We start from the raw sequence: 12,930 nt of genomic DNA, 5'->3' as shown, positions 1-12,930 counted from the left end.
TACCCTCTCCAGGACGTGCAGTACGCGCCCTACCGCATGGATCGATTCGACGCGGAAGCCATCGACGACATCCTCGGGCGCCTGACACCCGACAACCTGCTGCGGGTCTACAGCGGCCCGGACGTGTCGGGTGACGAGACCACCCGCTACTTCTCGACGCCCTACACCCTGACCCGGCGCGATGACTGGCCCGCGGGCTCTCCTCTCGATGGCCTGGGACTGCCCGACGCCAATCCGTACATCGCCGAGGACCTCAGCGTTCGCCCGTTCGAGAGCGCCGAACCCGCCCGCCTGGTCGACTCACCCAGCGTCGAGATCTGGCACCAGGCCGACAGCGACTTCGGCGCACCGCGGGTCGAATGGCGCTTCAGCCTGCAGAACCCGGACGCCTCCCGGGACGCCCGTCATGCGGTGCTGACACGGCTGCTGGCCGGCTGGCTGAACGACGGCCTCAACGAGCGTTTCTATCCAGCCTCGCTGGCCGGACAGGAGTTCGCCGCCTACGCCCACGGTCGCGGTATCACGCTGGCCTTCTCCGGCTGGCGCGATCATCAGGACCGCCTGATGAGGACCGTCGTCGAGCAGTTGCGCCAGGGCGAGATCACCGACGCCAGCGTCGAACGGGTCAAGCAAGGCTTGAAGCGCAGTTGGGAAAACGCGCCCCAGGACGCGCTCTACCAGCAGTTGCAGCGCACCCTGAGCGAGGCCCTGATGCGTCCCCAGGTCAGCACGACGAACATGCTGGCGGCGATCGACGGCATCGATGCCCAGGACGTGCGCGACTACCGCCGGCAGTTCCTCGACAGGCTCTACCTCCAGGCCATGGCGGTGGGCAACCTCGATGCCGCTCTCGCCAGGCGTGAGGGGCTACTGGTTGCCAATGCGCTGTCGCCCACACTCCGCGCCGATGCCATCCCGCCATTGACGGTGCTCGACGTTCCCGCCAACGCCCCGACACTGCACCCGGCAACGGCTCGCGACGACTCGGCGGTACTGCGCTACCTGCAAGGCCCCGACCTCTCGCTGCATGACCAGGCCAGCCTGGCCGTGATCGGGCAACTGATCGGACCGCCCTTCTTCGCCAAGCTGCGCACCGACGAGCAGCTCGGCTATATCGTCAGCGCCGGTTACGCGCCGTTCATGAACGCCCCGGGCCTGATGATGCTGGTTCAGTCCCCCAGCGTCTCCAGCGCGACGATCGGCCAGCGGATGGACGCCTTTCTCGCGTCCTTCGACCAGCGCATCGCCGCACTCGGCGACGACGAACTGGCGCCTTATCGCCAGGCCGTGCGTCAGCAACTCCTGCAGCGCGACCAGTCACTCTCGGCACGGGCGGACCGCCTGTGGCAGACGCTGGCCTACCCGCAGGCCGACTTCGATCGTCGCCAGCAACTGGCCGCCACGGTCGACAAGCTGGAGGCTGCCGACATCCGCAGCGCCTGGCAGACGCTGCGCCGGAGCCCGGCGCTCGATGTCACCGCGGACGCCGGTGACCAGGCCAGCGACACCGATGCGATGACGAAAGGCTTCGTTCCGCTGACGCAGCGGTAGCTGCGGCGGGCGTCGCCACCAACGCAAGCCGCCCCGGATAAGCATCCGGGGCGGCTTGCGTTCTCATGTCGCTCTTCGGGCGTGCCGGCCCGTGGTTCAGTAGGCGTCGAACGCCTGCTCCGGCATGATCGACTCTACGTACATCACCAGCTCCTCGAGAATCTGGCGCTCCCGGTCCTCGAGCGGTGTCTGGTTGAACCGTTCGATCTCGCGGGCGAAATCCTTGAGGGTCATGCCGCCGCTCTTGGGATCGTTCAGGCGCACCCAGCGGAACGCATCCCACTGGGTCTTCTCCTCACTGCTGAGCGTATCGGGGTAGCTGCGGGCCCGCATTCGGAACAGCATCTCCTCGAGGCGCGGATCCTGGAAGGCAAACCCGGTCTCGCCCAGTTCGTCGGGCGGCGTGGCGTGCACACGCTCCATGGCCTGGCGGTCGTGCGGAGAGAAGAAGCCTCCCGAATAGAGCATCAGGTCGGGGTCCTGCGGCGGCTCGGCCGGCCCATCGGCAAACGCCATCGCCGCCTTGCTGGACGACTCCGGATTCTGCAGCAACGCCTGCCAGTGCCGCTCGCAGAGTGGCCGATCAAGCCCCAGGCGCTTGGCCACCGTCTCGTCGGCCGTGGCGATCGGCAACAGCACCGGACTGCGATTGAGGTGCACCACTTTCAACGGTATCCGCGCCTCGCCCTCGGCCAGCTCGCGGTCGCTGACGAAGATACGCCCACGGATCTCCTCCGGGGTCAGCGCGAACAGCGGCGCGGGATCAACGGCAAGGTCGTAGACGATGACGCCGTTCGGATTCGAGGGATGCCGGGCCAGCGGCACGACCAGCGCGCTGCAGCCACGACTGGCGGGGTAGCGACGGGAGATGTGCAGCATGGGCTTGCGCGCGTCGACATCGAGCAACGCCGCGACCTGGCGCTTGCTGCGTAGCGATAGCAGGTAGTCGAAGAACTTGGCGTTTCGAGTTCGCAGCAGACGAGCCATGTCGATCGTGGCGCGCACGTCCGCCAACGCGTCGTGCGCTCCCTCGTGGGCGATACCGTTGGCCGCGGTCAGATGCTCGAGCTTGAAACTCGGCGCACCGTCGTCGCGCTTCGGCCACTCGATACCCTCCGGGCGCACGGCATAGAAAGCCCGCACGGCATCGATCAGGTCCCAGCGGGAGTTGCCGTTCTGCCACTCACGGGCATAGGGATCCAACAGATTGCGATAGAACAGGTGACGACTGACTTCGTCATCGAAACGCAGGCTGTTGTACCCCAGCGAGCAGGTGCCGGGCACACTCATTTCGGCCTGGATTCGCGCGGCGAACTCCACCTCGGGCAGGCCGCGGCGCATTGCCGCCTGCGGCGTGATGCCGGTGATCAGGCAAGCCTGGGGATTGGGCAGGTCATCGTCGGCCGGACGCGCGTAGAGCGTCAGCGGCTCGCCGATTTCGTTGAATTCGGCATCGGTGCGAATCGCGGCGAACTGCGAGGCACGGTGCCGACGAGGATCGGCACCGAAGGTTTCGTAGTCGTGCCAAAGGAATGTGGGCTCTGCCTGGGACCGGGCTTTTCTGCTACGGTCCGCTCCGCTGTTGGCCATTCCGCTCTCCGGCTGCGCAAAAGGCCAAGCCTAGCACAGCCGGCGATGCGACTCATGCACCGCCGCCCGGCGTCCACCGCACTACCCTTTGACGGTCTCGCCCTCGTTGGGCAGCGTGACGTTGAGTTCGAGCACCGAGCAGTCGTTGTCGCTGTCGAGACTGATATTGATGGCGTCCTGGTCGACCTTGACGTAGCGCCGGATGACCTCGAGCAACTCCTGCTCGAGCATCGGCATGTAATCGGGCTGTCCCCGATGCCCACGCTGGTGCGCAACGATGATCTGCAGCCGTTCCTTGGCGACGGATGCGGATTTCTTGCGTTCGCCCTTGAGAAAATCGAGTAGCCTCACCGGCGGCCTCCTCCTCCGAACATGCGTGCGATCAGCCCGCGTTTCTGCACCGACTGGAAACGAAGCGGCACGTCTTCACCCATCAGGCGCGATACGGTGTCGGCGTAGGCCTGACCGGCGTCGCTCTTGTCGTCGTGGATCACCGGCACACCCTGGTTGGAAGCACGCAGCACCGCCTCCGACTCCGGGATCAGGCCGACCAGGTCGATCGCCAGGATCTCGCGGATGTCCTCCAGGTTGAGCATGTCGCCATCGTCGACCCGGTTGGGGTTGTAGCGGGTGACCAGCAGGTGCTCCTTGATCGGGTCGCGGTTCTGCTCGGCGCGGCGCGACTTGGAAGAGAGCAGCCCGAGGATACGGTCGGAGTCGCGTACCGAGGAGACCTCCGGATTGGTCACTACCACCGCCTCGTCGGCAAAGTAGAGCGCCAGTTGGGCACCGCGCTCGATGCCGGCGGGCGAGTCGCAGATGATGTAGTCGAACTCCTCGGAGAGATCCATCAGCACCTTTTCGACGCCTTCCAGCGTCAGCGCGTCCTTGTCCCGGGTCTGGGAGGCGGGGAGGATATGCAGGTTCTCCGAGCGCTTGTCGCGAATCATGGCCTGCTTGAGACCGGCCTCGCCCTGGATGACATTGACCAGGTCATAGACGACTCGGCGCTCGCAGCCCATGATCAGGTCCAGGTTTCGCAGACCCACGTCGAAGTCGATGACCACGGTCTTGTTGCCGCGCAGTGCCAGCCCCGTGGCAATGGCCGCCGCGCTGGTCGTTTTACCGACGCCACCTTTACCGGATGTTACAACGATGATCTTGGCCAAGATGAACTTCCTGTTACCCGATAACTGTTGATCGTTCCCGCGCCATTCAGGTCAGCGCCGAGATCCTTAACTGATCTTCCTTGAGCTGCACCTGCACCGAACATCCCAGCATCTTGGGGTCGATATCCTCGAGGCGCTTGTAGGTTCCCGCCACGGAGAGCAGCTCGGCATGCAGGTCGTGACAGAAGATACCGGCTTCGCGGTCACCGTGGATACCGGCCAGCGCCCGTCCCCGCAACGATCCGTAGACATGCACGCTACCCGCCGCCAGCACCTCGGCGCCGGGATTGACGGCCCCGATCACGACCAGATCGCCTTCCGAGGCGGAAATCTGCTGGCCGGAGCGCACGGTGCCGCGATGGATGCGCCCCCCCGCCTGCACGACCGTCTCCTGGGGTGGCACCGGCAGTTCCGCCTCGGCCGCGGCTTCGACCGGCTTGGTCTCGACGGCTCGCGGCCGGCTCTCCTGGGGCGGAAACCAGCCCAGCCCCAGGGCCCACGCCGACTGCTTGACCGGGTCCGAGCCGCCACGTACCGCCACCGGCAGCAGCTTGTGCGCGCGACACACGGCGCAAATGCGCTCGAGCGCAAGATGGGGCTCATCGAGCTGCTCGACGCTCAGCACCACCGGCGTATGCTGGAAGAAGGCCGGTGCCTGGCTGACCTTGCCGGCCAACTGCGCACGAATGCGCTCCGGATCGCCACTGGCCAGTTCCATGACTGTCATCGGCAGCATGCCGCCCTTGAATGTAAAGGCAGTATCTGCCCGATCCCTGTTGAGACTCATGACCGAACTCCGCAGCGGGGGAAATGGCGTTTACAGGCCCTAAGCTAAGCGAGGGCGGATGTCGCTGCAACCGATCATAAGGCCCCTCATACCTTTTGTCAGGTGTCTCCGCTAACCGACGCCACCGGCGAATCGGGCTTTTACCGCCGGCCGTCAAATGGTTAGATAGACAGTTGCCGTCGGCGCCGCAGAATCGCGAGGCCGACCTCTTGCCAGCCCGTCGTTTTTCAGGATGCCACACCGGCCATGCCAGGACTTTTTCAGCGTCTGTTCTCTCCCCGTTGGCGACACAAGGACCCCGCCGTCCGAGCGCAAGCCGCGTCACAGCTGAGCCCGAACGAGCTCGATACGCTCCGGCAGCTCGCCATGGACGAGTCGGCCCGGGTACGCCAGGCGGCATTGGCCCGGGTGCAGGATCTCGACTGGCTGTTCCAGTGGCACAGCCAGTCGCCCAGCGAAGAGTCCTTCCAGCGCCTCGTCGACCTTCTCGGCGGCCGGGTCTCGCCCAGCCCGGACCTCAACACCCGCCTGGCGACGGTCGAGCAGCTTCAGGACCTCGCGCTGATCGATGCGTTGATCAGCCATGGTGACAACCAGGCCCTGCGCTTGTCCGCCCTGGCCCGTATCGACGACGAGGGCCGCCTGATCCACCACGCCTGTGAAAACGGCATCACTGCCGTACGCCATGCCGCGGCGGAACGCGTCACCTCGCCAGAGGGCCTGGCGCGCCTGATCAAGCAGGCCCGCAGAGACAAGCAGGTCGCGCGTCTTGCCCGCGAACGGCTGGCGAATCTGCGTGCCGATGCCGAGCAGCAGAACCGGGAAGAGGTCGAGCGCGAAAAACTGCTGGAGACGCTGGAAACCCAGGCCCACCGGCCGTGGGAACCGATGTTCGAGGCGCGTCTGAAACACTGGATCAAGAGCTGGGAAGCGCTGACGGGCAACGCCGACGACACCCAGCGCGCACGGTTCGATGCCGCCGTGACACGCTGCCGCCAGCGAATCGCCGAGCACGAGCATCGGCATCGCGAGATCGAACGCGTCAAGCGTGAAAAGTCCGAGGCGCAGACGACCCGCGAGGGCATTCTCGACGCCCTGGACCAGGCGTTGAAGATCGCCCTGGAGGCAGAACGTCTGACGCCCGAGGTGCTGCAGGCCTTGCAAGGTAAATGGCATCTGCAGGAGGAACGCTGGCAGGACGTCTCGGACCACTACGGCGTGAGCGAGTCGTTCCAGCAACGCTATCTGGCTCTCGATCATCGCGCCCAGTCGATCTGGCAGGCCTGGGAGCGACTTCAGGCCGAAGCCCCCGCCCTCCGCGCGGGCCTGAAGGGCGAACAACCGCTGCAGCCGGTGCTCGACCGGTTGGCGTGGCCGGGCGAACTGCCGCCCACCGAACTGGTGCTCGACGCCCAGCGCCAGGCGGCGGCCGACCGGCGCGGGGGCGACGCTGACAACGTCGCCAGCAGCGCAAGTCACTGGCCGGAGGAGGAGGTCGCGGCTCAACTCGAGGCGCTGACGCAGGAGCTCGACCAGGGCCGTTACCGGCCGGCCTCGCAGCTGCACCGCCGGATCCGCCAGCATCTGGAAACCAGTGGCCAGAGGCTGTCGCCGACTCATGACCAGCTATACAAGCAGCAGACCGCCCGCCTCGCCGAGTTGAGAGACTGGCGCGGTTTCGCCGCGGCGCCGAAGCGCGAGGCCCTGCTGGCGGCCATGGAAGCGCTGGTCGAGGCGCGTGAGCGCTCCGACGCGGAGCGCCATCGCCACCACCAGCAACTGATCCGGGAGTGGCGCCAGCTCGGCGATGCCGCGGCGACCCGTGAACTGGCTCAGCGCTTCCGCAACGCATCCGACGCCCTGCATGGGCAACTGGCGGACTGGGAAGCCGAGCTCGAGTCACGGGAACAGGACAACCTTGCCGCCCGGGAGGCCCTCTGCGAACAGCTGGAGGCGCTGCTGGCCAACCCCTCTGCCGATGCCGACCCGGACGGGCTGCGCAAGGTTCGCGATGCCGCCCAGGAGCAGTGGGATCATCACTGGCCGGTGCCGCGACGCCAGGCCGCCTCGACCGGCCGTCGCTATGCGCGTCTGCGCCGGCAGTTGCAGTCGCTGATCGACGAACGCGCCGGGGACGTCGCCGGGCACAAGCGCGAGCTGGTGGAGCAGGCAAGGCGGCTGGCGGAAGATCCCGCCCCGGCCACTCAACGCGCCGAGCAGGCCAAGTCGCTGCAACAGCGCTGGCGCGACCTCGGCCGCGCTCCCAAGGGCATCGAGCAGACGCTGTGGCGCCAGTTCCGAAGCCATTGCGACGACATCTTCGCGGCCCGCGACGCCGCCCGCGGCGAGCAGCAGACGCGTCAACAGCAGCGCTTCGACGATATGCAGGCGCTGATCGATCGCGTGGACGCCTGGCAGCCGGATTCCGCCCAGGAGCGTGATGTCCTCGATGCGGCCCTGGCGGAAGCCCAACGGCTGGCACCGCTGCCCCGCAGCCGACGCAGCGACGGCATGGAAAAGCGCTGGCAGGGAATCGTCCACGCCCGCGAGATCACGCTGGATCGTCTCGCGCTGGTGGAAGAAGCGAAGCAGTGGCCGGACTACCGTCACTGGATGCGGCAGTCGCTCCAGGGCGAGCTCGACACCAGCCAGCTCGCCGGAGACCTGCGCCAGGCCATCGAGACCCAGGCCGAGCAGCGTCGGCTGCAGTCACCGGCACAGGCTGAGGAGATCCTGCAGCGCTGCCTGGTTCAGTTGACGCTGCTGGCGGGAGACGCCATCCCCGAAGCACTGGAACCGCTGCGCCTCGAGGTGCAGGTGGCGCGCCTCAACGATGGACTGGGCCGCCCGCCGACACCCCCCGAGGAGCTCCGGCAGACCCTGCTGCGCCTGATGTCGACGGCGCCGCTGACCATGGAGACCTGGGAGCGCTATGAACCGGCTTTCGATAGCGTGATGGCGCACCTGGGACAAAATGGTCGTCATCGTGATGCCGAAGCCATTGACATCATCTAATCCATACGTATAATACGCCACACATTGATGCGGGGTGGAGCAGTCTGGTAGCTCGTCGGGCTCATAACCCGAAGGTCGTCGGTTCAAATCCGGCCCCCGCTACCAAATTATTTGACCGGTGCCTTCCCCAGGCGCCGGTTTTTTTTGGTCTCCGCTATTTGCCCCACGCCTCCCACCACGCCGAGCCCGCTTCCGTCAGGCCCGCTCACCGATCGCCCCCCCTCCATGTGATCACGGGACGTCCTGATCGACGCTTTTCTCTCCCGAGCTCCCCGTCGGCTGGGCCATGCCGACACGACCGATACCGGGCAGCTTGAGCGCCGGCGACTGCCAGTCGAACCCGACCGTCAGCCCCAGCACGTTCAGCTCGAAGCCCTCGTCCCGGGCCAGCATCACCCCGAGCACTCCACCCAGCGATAACTGGTAGCCGGTGTGCGTCGGTGCCCTCGCCACGATCCGACCCGGCAGATAATCCTTGCCGATGGCGTTGGGAGGAAAATCCACCGAAAGTTCCGGCACTTGTCGCACGACCCAGGCGATGAACGTATTGCTGTTGGGCCCCGGCCAGATCCGATAGCGATCGGCTTCCGGGTAGTCGGGCACGACCTCCTCGATGCGGTCGATCGCTCGCGCCGCCCTATCGCCCCGGAGCTCGGCGAGCAGCGTCGGCGGATTGCCGTACCATCGACGATCCGGCGGCGCGTACCCGGACTCCACCGTGGGCCGGCGCCAGCTCAGCACCTGATAGACGCGATACCGTTCGGCCCCTTCGGCCTTGGTCGCGATCCAGGTATGCACGCCGAAGGCGCCCCGCCATTCGAAGGCGCGCGCCGCGTAGACCTGAACCACGGCCTCGTCGACCTCGCCCGGATCGGGAGCCAATCCACTGGACGAACGATCGGCGCCATGCCAGCTGGCATGCAGTGGCACCTGCTGGGAGGCGAGCATGTAGGCCGGGCCCGACAACAGGGCCACGACCAGCACGATCGATATCGTCACGCTCACCAGAATGCGCTTGAACAGACGGGGAAGAGGCATCGAGAAGGCGGGTTCCGAAGCTTAAGTCGAGCGCTGGGGTTGAATCGATACGGGACAACCCGCATAACAGTCCCCAATCTCGAATCGAACATCAAGGGTTTTTCGCATGGCTATCGTCGATCCTCGCACCGGGCAACCGCTGACCGGCCCGGAAGAAAGCAGTCACAACGGCGCCGGCAGCAATGTCGCCCCGGACGACGTCATCGTCGACGTCACGCTGGAGAACTTTCAGCAGGTCGTGCTGGAGGGTTCGATGCAGCACCCGGTGCTGCTGCAGAGCTGGGCTTCCTGGTGCGAGCCCTGCAAGAACCTGAAGCCGGTGCTCGAGAAGCTGGCCCAGGAGTACGCCGGGGCGTTCGTGCTGGCCCGGCTCGATATCGAAGCCTTCCCGCAGATCGCCTCGCAGCTGGGCGTGCGCTCGGTGCCGGACGTCAAGCTCATCTCCCAGGGCCAGCTCTACGACCAGTTCCAGGGTGCGCTCCCGGAAAAGCAGGTACGCGAATGGCTGGGAAAATACCTGGAAGCGCCCGCCGAGGCGTCCCAGAGCCCCGAAGAGATGGCACAGGCCGCGCTGGCCTCCGGCGACACCGAGACCGCCCAGGCCATCTACCGGGAACTGATTCAGCAGTACCCCGAGCATTACGACTACCAGATCGATCTGGCCGGGGTGCTGGTGGCAGCGGGCCAGGTCGACGATGCGAAACGCAAGCTCGACGACCTGCCGCCGGAGCATCGCGATGCGGCGAAGGCGCGCGGCGTGCGCGCACGCATCGAGTTCGGCGAAGAAGCCTTGAGCCAGGCCGACATCGACGCCCTGGGCGAGCGCGACGATAGCGAGGCGCAGTACCAGCGCGCCATGCGCCAGATCGCCGATGGCCAGTACGAAGCGGGCCTGGAGGCGCTGCTGGCCGTCATGAAACGCGACCGCGCCTACGGCGAGGACGCGGCACGCAAGACGCTGCTACGCGTTTTCGACGCGCTGGGCGCCGAGCATCCGCTGACGGTCGCCTACCGCCGTCGTCTGTTCGCCATGCTCTACTGAGTGGCGACAGCCATGCTCTACTGAGTGGCAACAGCCATGCAGGCAACGCCCGGCTGGCGCCGGGCATTGCCTTTCGATCACGGCGCCAGCAGCCGGTCCAGCCTCATCAGCGCCTCCTCCAGCCAGCTCCTCGGCATGCCGAAGTTGAGCCTGACGAATCCCGGCCAGCCGAAATCGGCGCCATCGGAGAGAGCGACCCGAGCCTCCTCGAGAAGCCGCTGCTGAGGCCCATCCGCCAACGCGCTGTGACGCAGGTCCAGCCACGCCAGATAGGTCGCTTCCGGGGTCGTCATGGTCACGCCCGGCCACCGAGAAACGTGCGCTTCCACCAGCGAAAGATTGCTGCGCAGCTCGCCCAGCAGTGCCTGCCGCCACATCTCGCATTCACCATAGGCGGCCTGCGACGCGCTCAGACCGAGCACGTTGACGCTGGGCAGCAGACCGGCAGCCGCAGCCTTGAAGCGCTGGCGCAGGCCGTCGTCACTGATGATCGCGCAGGCGGAGGAGAGCCCGGCGATGTTGAACGTCTTGGAGGGCGCCCACAGCGTGACCAGTCGCTCCGACAGCTCGGGACAAAGCCGTCCCAGGGGACGGTGCGTCATCGCCGGATCGAGGATCAGGTCGCAGTGCAGCTCGTCGGAGATCACGATCAGGTCGTGGCGCACCGCCAACTCCGCCAGCCCTTCGAGCTCTTCGGCCGTCCATACCCGACCGGTGGGATTGTGCGGATGGCACCACAGCAGTACGCGCGTATTCGGCTTGATGGCGGCTTCGAGCGCTTCGAGATCGAGCCGCCACGGTTGGCCCGCTGCCTCCGGCTCCGCCAGCTCGAAGACCTGAGCCTCGCGGCCAGTGTTCTTGGCCACACCGAGAAATGGCGGATAGATCGGCGTCGCAGTGAGCACGCCCTGGCCAGGATCGCTGAACGCCATCGCCGCCAGGTTGAGCGCCGGCACCACGCCCGGCACCCACAGCTGCCAGGCGTCGTCGATCGCCCAGTCGTAGTGATGACGGCTCCACTCGCACAGCGTTTGCTTTAGACTCTCCGGCACGCCAGCGTAACCGAACACCCCGTGGTCGACTCGCCTCGCCAGTGCCTCGAGCACCGCTGGCGGCGAACGGAAGTCCATGTCGGCGACCCACAGGGGCAGCACGTCCTCCTCGTACTGCTGCCATTTCGTGGAGGGGTGCTGGCGGCGATCGATACGCGTGGCAAAATCGAAATTCACGATAGTGATCTCATCATCGAAATGGATGGACGAACATGTGCGAGCGGCCTGACGAGCCCGACAGCGCTTCTTCCCGATCGTTCTACGCTCGGGTCCTGGCGGGCAGTTCGAAACTGGTCGGCCACTGGCTGATGCTGGGCCAGGCCGATCCGGACCGTCTGGCCATGATTCTGGCCGATACGGCGCGCATCGCCAAATTGGGCGAGCCCGAGTCGACGCCGGACGGCGAAACGCTGACTCACTGGAGCGGTGACGCCACTCCGCCGCGCTGGGCGGCCAGAACGGCGCTGTTCCTGCTGGTGCAGATGCCCGCCAAGCCGCTGCCCCGGGATGACGACGAAGCCTGCGCCTGGGCCTACTGCTGGCTGCACAACCGGGAATTCGAAGCCCGCGAGACGGCTCATGCCAGCCTGCCCGAGCATTTGCGCGACTGCCTGGCGGCGCCGCTGGCCGAAGCCTGGCAGGATTATCGCGGCCTGCGGCTGATCTGACGCCGCTCAGCGACCGCCACCGCGGCGCGGCGACTTGGGCACGAAACCCTCGGGCTTGCTGCCCAACCACTCGGCGAAGGCACGAATGTCGGGATGCGACAGCAGCGCCTCACGGCTCGCATAATGATCGGCGAGCTCGCGTTCGCTCAGCGTGCGGTGGAGATGGGAGTGACACGGCCGGCAGACCCACAGCACCGCCGTCTGCATCCGCTCACGACCATGCCGCTTGCGATAGCGCGGCTTGCGGTGCAACGTTCGGGGAATGAGATGATGACGCGTCAGCGGCGCGGCGCGTCGGCACAGCGCGCAGCGTTCGGTCATCTCGGCATCCATCATCATCGACAGGGAGTCTCCATAGCGTGATCAGCTTAGAAACCTCCGCTGGTTTTTCGCAACCCGTCCCGGCAGCGACGGGAGTCGCGCCATGACCCCCGCGATTCGCCTGCTCGAGTCACGCGGTGTCGCCCACCAGGTCACCAGCTACGACCTGACGAGCGAATCCGACGCCGCCTCCCAGGGCTCCTATGGCCTCGATGCCGCGCGAGCGCTCTCGCTGTCACCCGCCAGCGTGTTCAAGACGCTGCTCGCCCAGTTGGATGACGATCGCCTGGTGGTCGCCCTGGTGCCCGGCGATGCCACGCTGGATCTCAAGGCGCTGGCCAGGGCTGCCGGCGTCCGCAAGGCGCGGATGGCTGAAGTCCCGGTGGCCGAGCGCACCACCGGCTACCTGGTCGGAGGCATCAGCCCGCTGGGCCAGAAGAAGCGCCTGCCCACCTTCATCGACGCAAGCGCCCTGACGCTGGACACGGTGCACGTCAGCGGCGGCCGGCGCGGGCTGGAACTGTCGCTGGCGCGCGACGACCTGATCGCCCTGACCGCGGCCCGCCCCGCGGATCTGGCGCGGCGCGGGTAGCCCTTCGCATGTCGATAGACTTCGACCTGTGGATCGATCCCGACGACCTCGATCGCCACCGCGCCGTCGAGCGCGTGCTGGAACACTACTTCATGGAGCGCCTGG

General features: G+C 66.5%; 12 protein-coding genes and 1 tRNA gene. 6 read left to right on the top strand and 7 right to left on the bottom strand.

Features of this window, described 5'->3' with window-relative positions:
* The coding region (locus tag AC3AYF_RS05905; RefSeq protein WP_295037560.1) for an insulinase family protein at positions 1 to 1,551 on the top strand (1,551 nt) is incomplete at its 5' end.
* 96 nt (positions 1,552 to 1,647) lie between these two features.
* Here AC3AYF_RS05905 and sbcB read toward each other — a convergent pair.
* The 4 genes from sbcB to minC all read right to left on the bottom strand — a co-directional run bounded on the left by sbcB (position 1,648) and on the right by minC (position 5,097).
* Positions 1,648 to 3,141, bottom strand: coding sequence for an exodeoxyribonuclease I (sbcB, locus tag AC3AYF_RS05900; protein ID WP_295037558.1), 1,494 nt, complete (start codon positions 3,139 to 3,141; stop codon positions 1,648 to 1,650).
* Between the two features lie 81 nt (positions 3,142 to 3,222).
* A complete protein-coding gene (gene minE / locus AC3AYF_RS05895) occupies positions 3,223 to 3,492 on the bottom strand; it encodes a cell division topological specificity factor MinE (protein ID WP_110597869.1) in 270 nt (89 codons plus the stop codon).
* Complete coding sequence (gene minD / locus AC3AYF_RS05890) at positions 3,489 to 4,310, bottom strand: septum site-determining protein MinD (RefSeq protein WP_110597870.1); 822 nt, start codon at positions 4,308 to 4,310, stop codon at positions 3,489 to 3,491. The genes minE and minD overlap by 4 nt, the downstream gene beginning before the upstream one ends.
* 46 nt (positions 4,311 to 4,356) lie before the next feature.
* A complete protein-coding gene (gene minC, locus AC3AYF_RS05885) occupies positions 4,357 to 5,097 on the bottom strand; it encodes a septum site-determining protein MinC (protein ID WP_295037547.1) in 741 nt (246 codons plus the stop codon).
* 246 nt (positions 5,098 to 5,343) lie between these two features.
* Between minC and AC3AYF_RS05880 the strand changes: the two genes are divergently transcribed.
* Both AC3AYF_RS05880 and AC3AYF_RS05875 read left to right on the top strand, forming a co-directional pair.
* Positions 5,344 to 8,112 (top strand): DUF349 domain-containing protein, encoded by a 2,769-nt coding sequence (locus AC3AYF_RS05880; protein ID WP_295037545.1) that lies wholly within the window; start codon positions 5,344 to 5,346, stop codon positions 8,110 to 8,112.
* Between the two features lie 28 nt (positions 8,113 to 8,140).
* A tRNA-Met gene (locus tag AC3AYF_RS05875) sits at positions 8,141 to 8,217 on the top strand.
* A 126-nt stretch (positions 8,218 to 8,343) separates the two neighbouring features.
* Here AC3AYF_RS05875 and AC3AYF_RS05870 read toward each other — a convergent pair.
* On the bottom strand, positions 8,344 to 9,150 hold the full coding sequence (locus AC3AYF_RS05870; protein ID WP_295037543.1) for a DUF3750 domain-containing protein: 807 nt from the start codon (positions 9,148 to 9,150) through the stop codon (positions 8,344 to 8,346).
* 106 nt (positions 9,151 to 9,256) lie between these two features.
* On the opposite strand from AC3AYF_RS05870, the gene AC3AYF_RS05865 reads away from it, so the two are divergent.
* On the top strand, positions 9,257 to 10,192 hold the full coding sequence (locus tag AC3AYF_RS05865; RefSeq protein ID WP_295037541.1) for a tetratricopeptide repeat protein: 936 nt from the start codon (positions 9,257 to 9,259) through the stop codon (positions 10,190 to 10,192).
* Between the two features lie 77 nt (positions 10,193 to 10,269).
* On the opposite strand, the gene AC3AYF_RS05860 is transcribed toward AC3AYF_RS05865, so the two are convergent.
* Complete coding sequence (locus AC3AYF_RS05860; protein ID WP_295037539.1) at positions 10,270 to 11,421, bottom strand: MalY/PatB family protein; 1,152 nt, start codon at positions 11,419 to 11,421, stop codon at positions 10,270 to 10,272.
* 35 nt (positions 11,422 to 11,456) lie between these two features.
* Between AC3AYF_RS05860 and AC3AYF_RS05855 the strand changes: the two genes are divergently transcribed.
* Positions 11,457 to 11,912, top strand: a complete 456-nt coding sequence (locus tag AC3AYF_RS05855) for a hypothetical protein (RefSeq protein WP_295037537.1) — start codon at positions 11,457 to 11,459, stop codon at positions 11,910 to 11,912.
* 6 nt (positions 11,913 to 11,918) lie between these two features.
* Here the strand turns inward: AC3AYF_RS05855 and AC3AYF_RS05850 are convergent, their stop codons facing one another.
* Complete coding sequence (locus AC3AYF_RS05850) at positions 11,919 to 12,251, bottom strand: hypothetical protein (protein ID WP_295037535.1); 333 nt, start codon at positions 12,249 to 12,251, stop codon at positions 11,919 to 11,921.
* Positions 12,252 to 12,336: 85 nt separating this feature from the next.
* Between AC3AYF_RS05850 and ybaK the strand changes: the two genes are divergently transcribed.
* Positions 12,337 to 12,825, top strand: coding sequence for a Cys-tRNA(Pro) deacylase (ybaK, locus tag AC3AYF_RS05845; protein ID WP_295037533.1), 489 nt, complete (start codon positions 12,337 to 12,339; stop codon positions 12,823 to 12,825).
* Positions 12,826 to 12,930: the final 105 nt, after the last annotated feature.

The sequence above is a fragment of the Salinicola sp. genome (genome assembly GCF_982684285.1).
Note: the sequence above shows the minus strand (reverse complement) of the source record. Positions and strands in the feature narration are given on the sequence as shown.

Excerpts from the sequence above, each read along its gene's own strand:
- AC3AYF_RS05850 (WP_295037535.1), bottom strand. The coding sequence starts at position 12,251 with ATGATGATGGATGCCGAGATGACCGAACGCTGCGCGCTGTGCCGACGC.
- minC (WP_295037547.1), bottom strand. The coding sequence starts at position 5,097 with ATGAGTCTCAACAGGGATCGGGCAGATACTGCCTTTACATTCAAGGGC.
- AC3AYF_RS05870 (WP_295037543.1), bottom strand. The coding sequence starts at position 9,150 with ATGCCTCTTCCCCGTCTGTTCAAGCGCATTCTGGTGAGCGTGACGATA.
- AC3AYF_RS05855 (WP_295037537.1), top strand. The coding sequence starts at position 11,457 with ATGTGCGAGCGGCCTGACGAGCCCGACAGCGCTTCTTCCCGATCGTTC.
- AC3AYF_RS05880 (WP_295037545.1), top strand. The coding sequence starts at position 5,344 with ATGCCAGGACTTTTTCAGCGTCTGTTCTCTCCCCGTTGGCGACACAAG.
- AC3AYF_RS05865 (WP_295037541.1), top strand. The coding sequence starts at position 9,257 with ATGGCTATCGTCGATCCTCGCACCGGGCAACCGCTGACCGGCCCGGAA.
- sbcB (WP_295037558.1), bottom strand. The coding sequence starts at position 3,141 with ATGGCCAACAGCGGAGCGGACCGTAGCAGAAAAGCCCGGTCCCAGGCA.
- ybaK (WP_295037533.1), top strand. The coding sequence starts at position 12,337 with ATGACCCCCGCGATTCGCCTGCTCGAGTCACGCGGTGTCGCCCACCAG.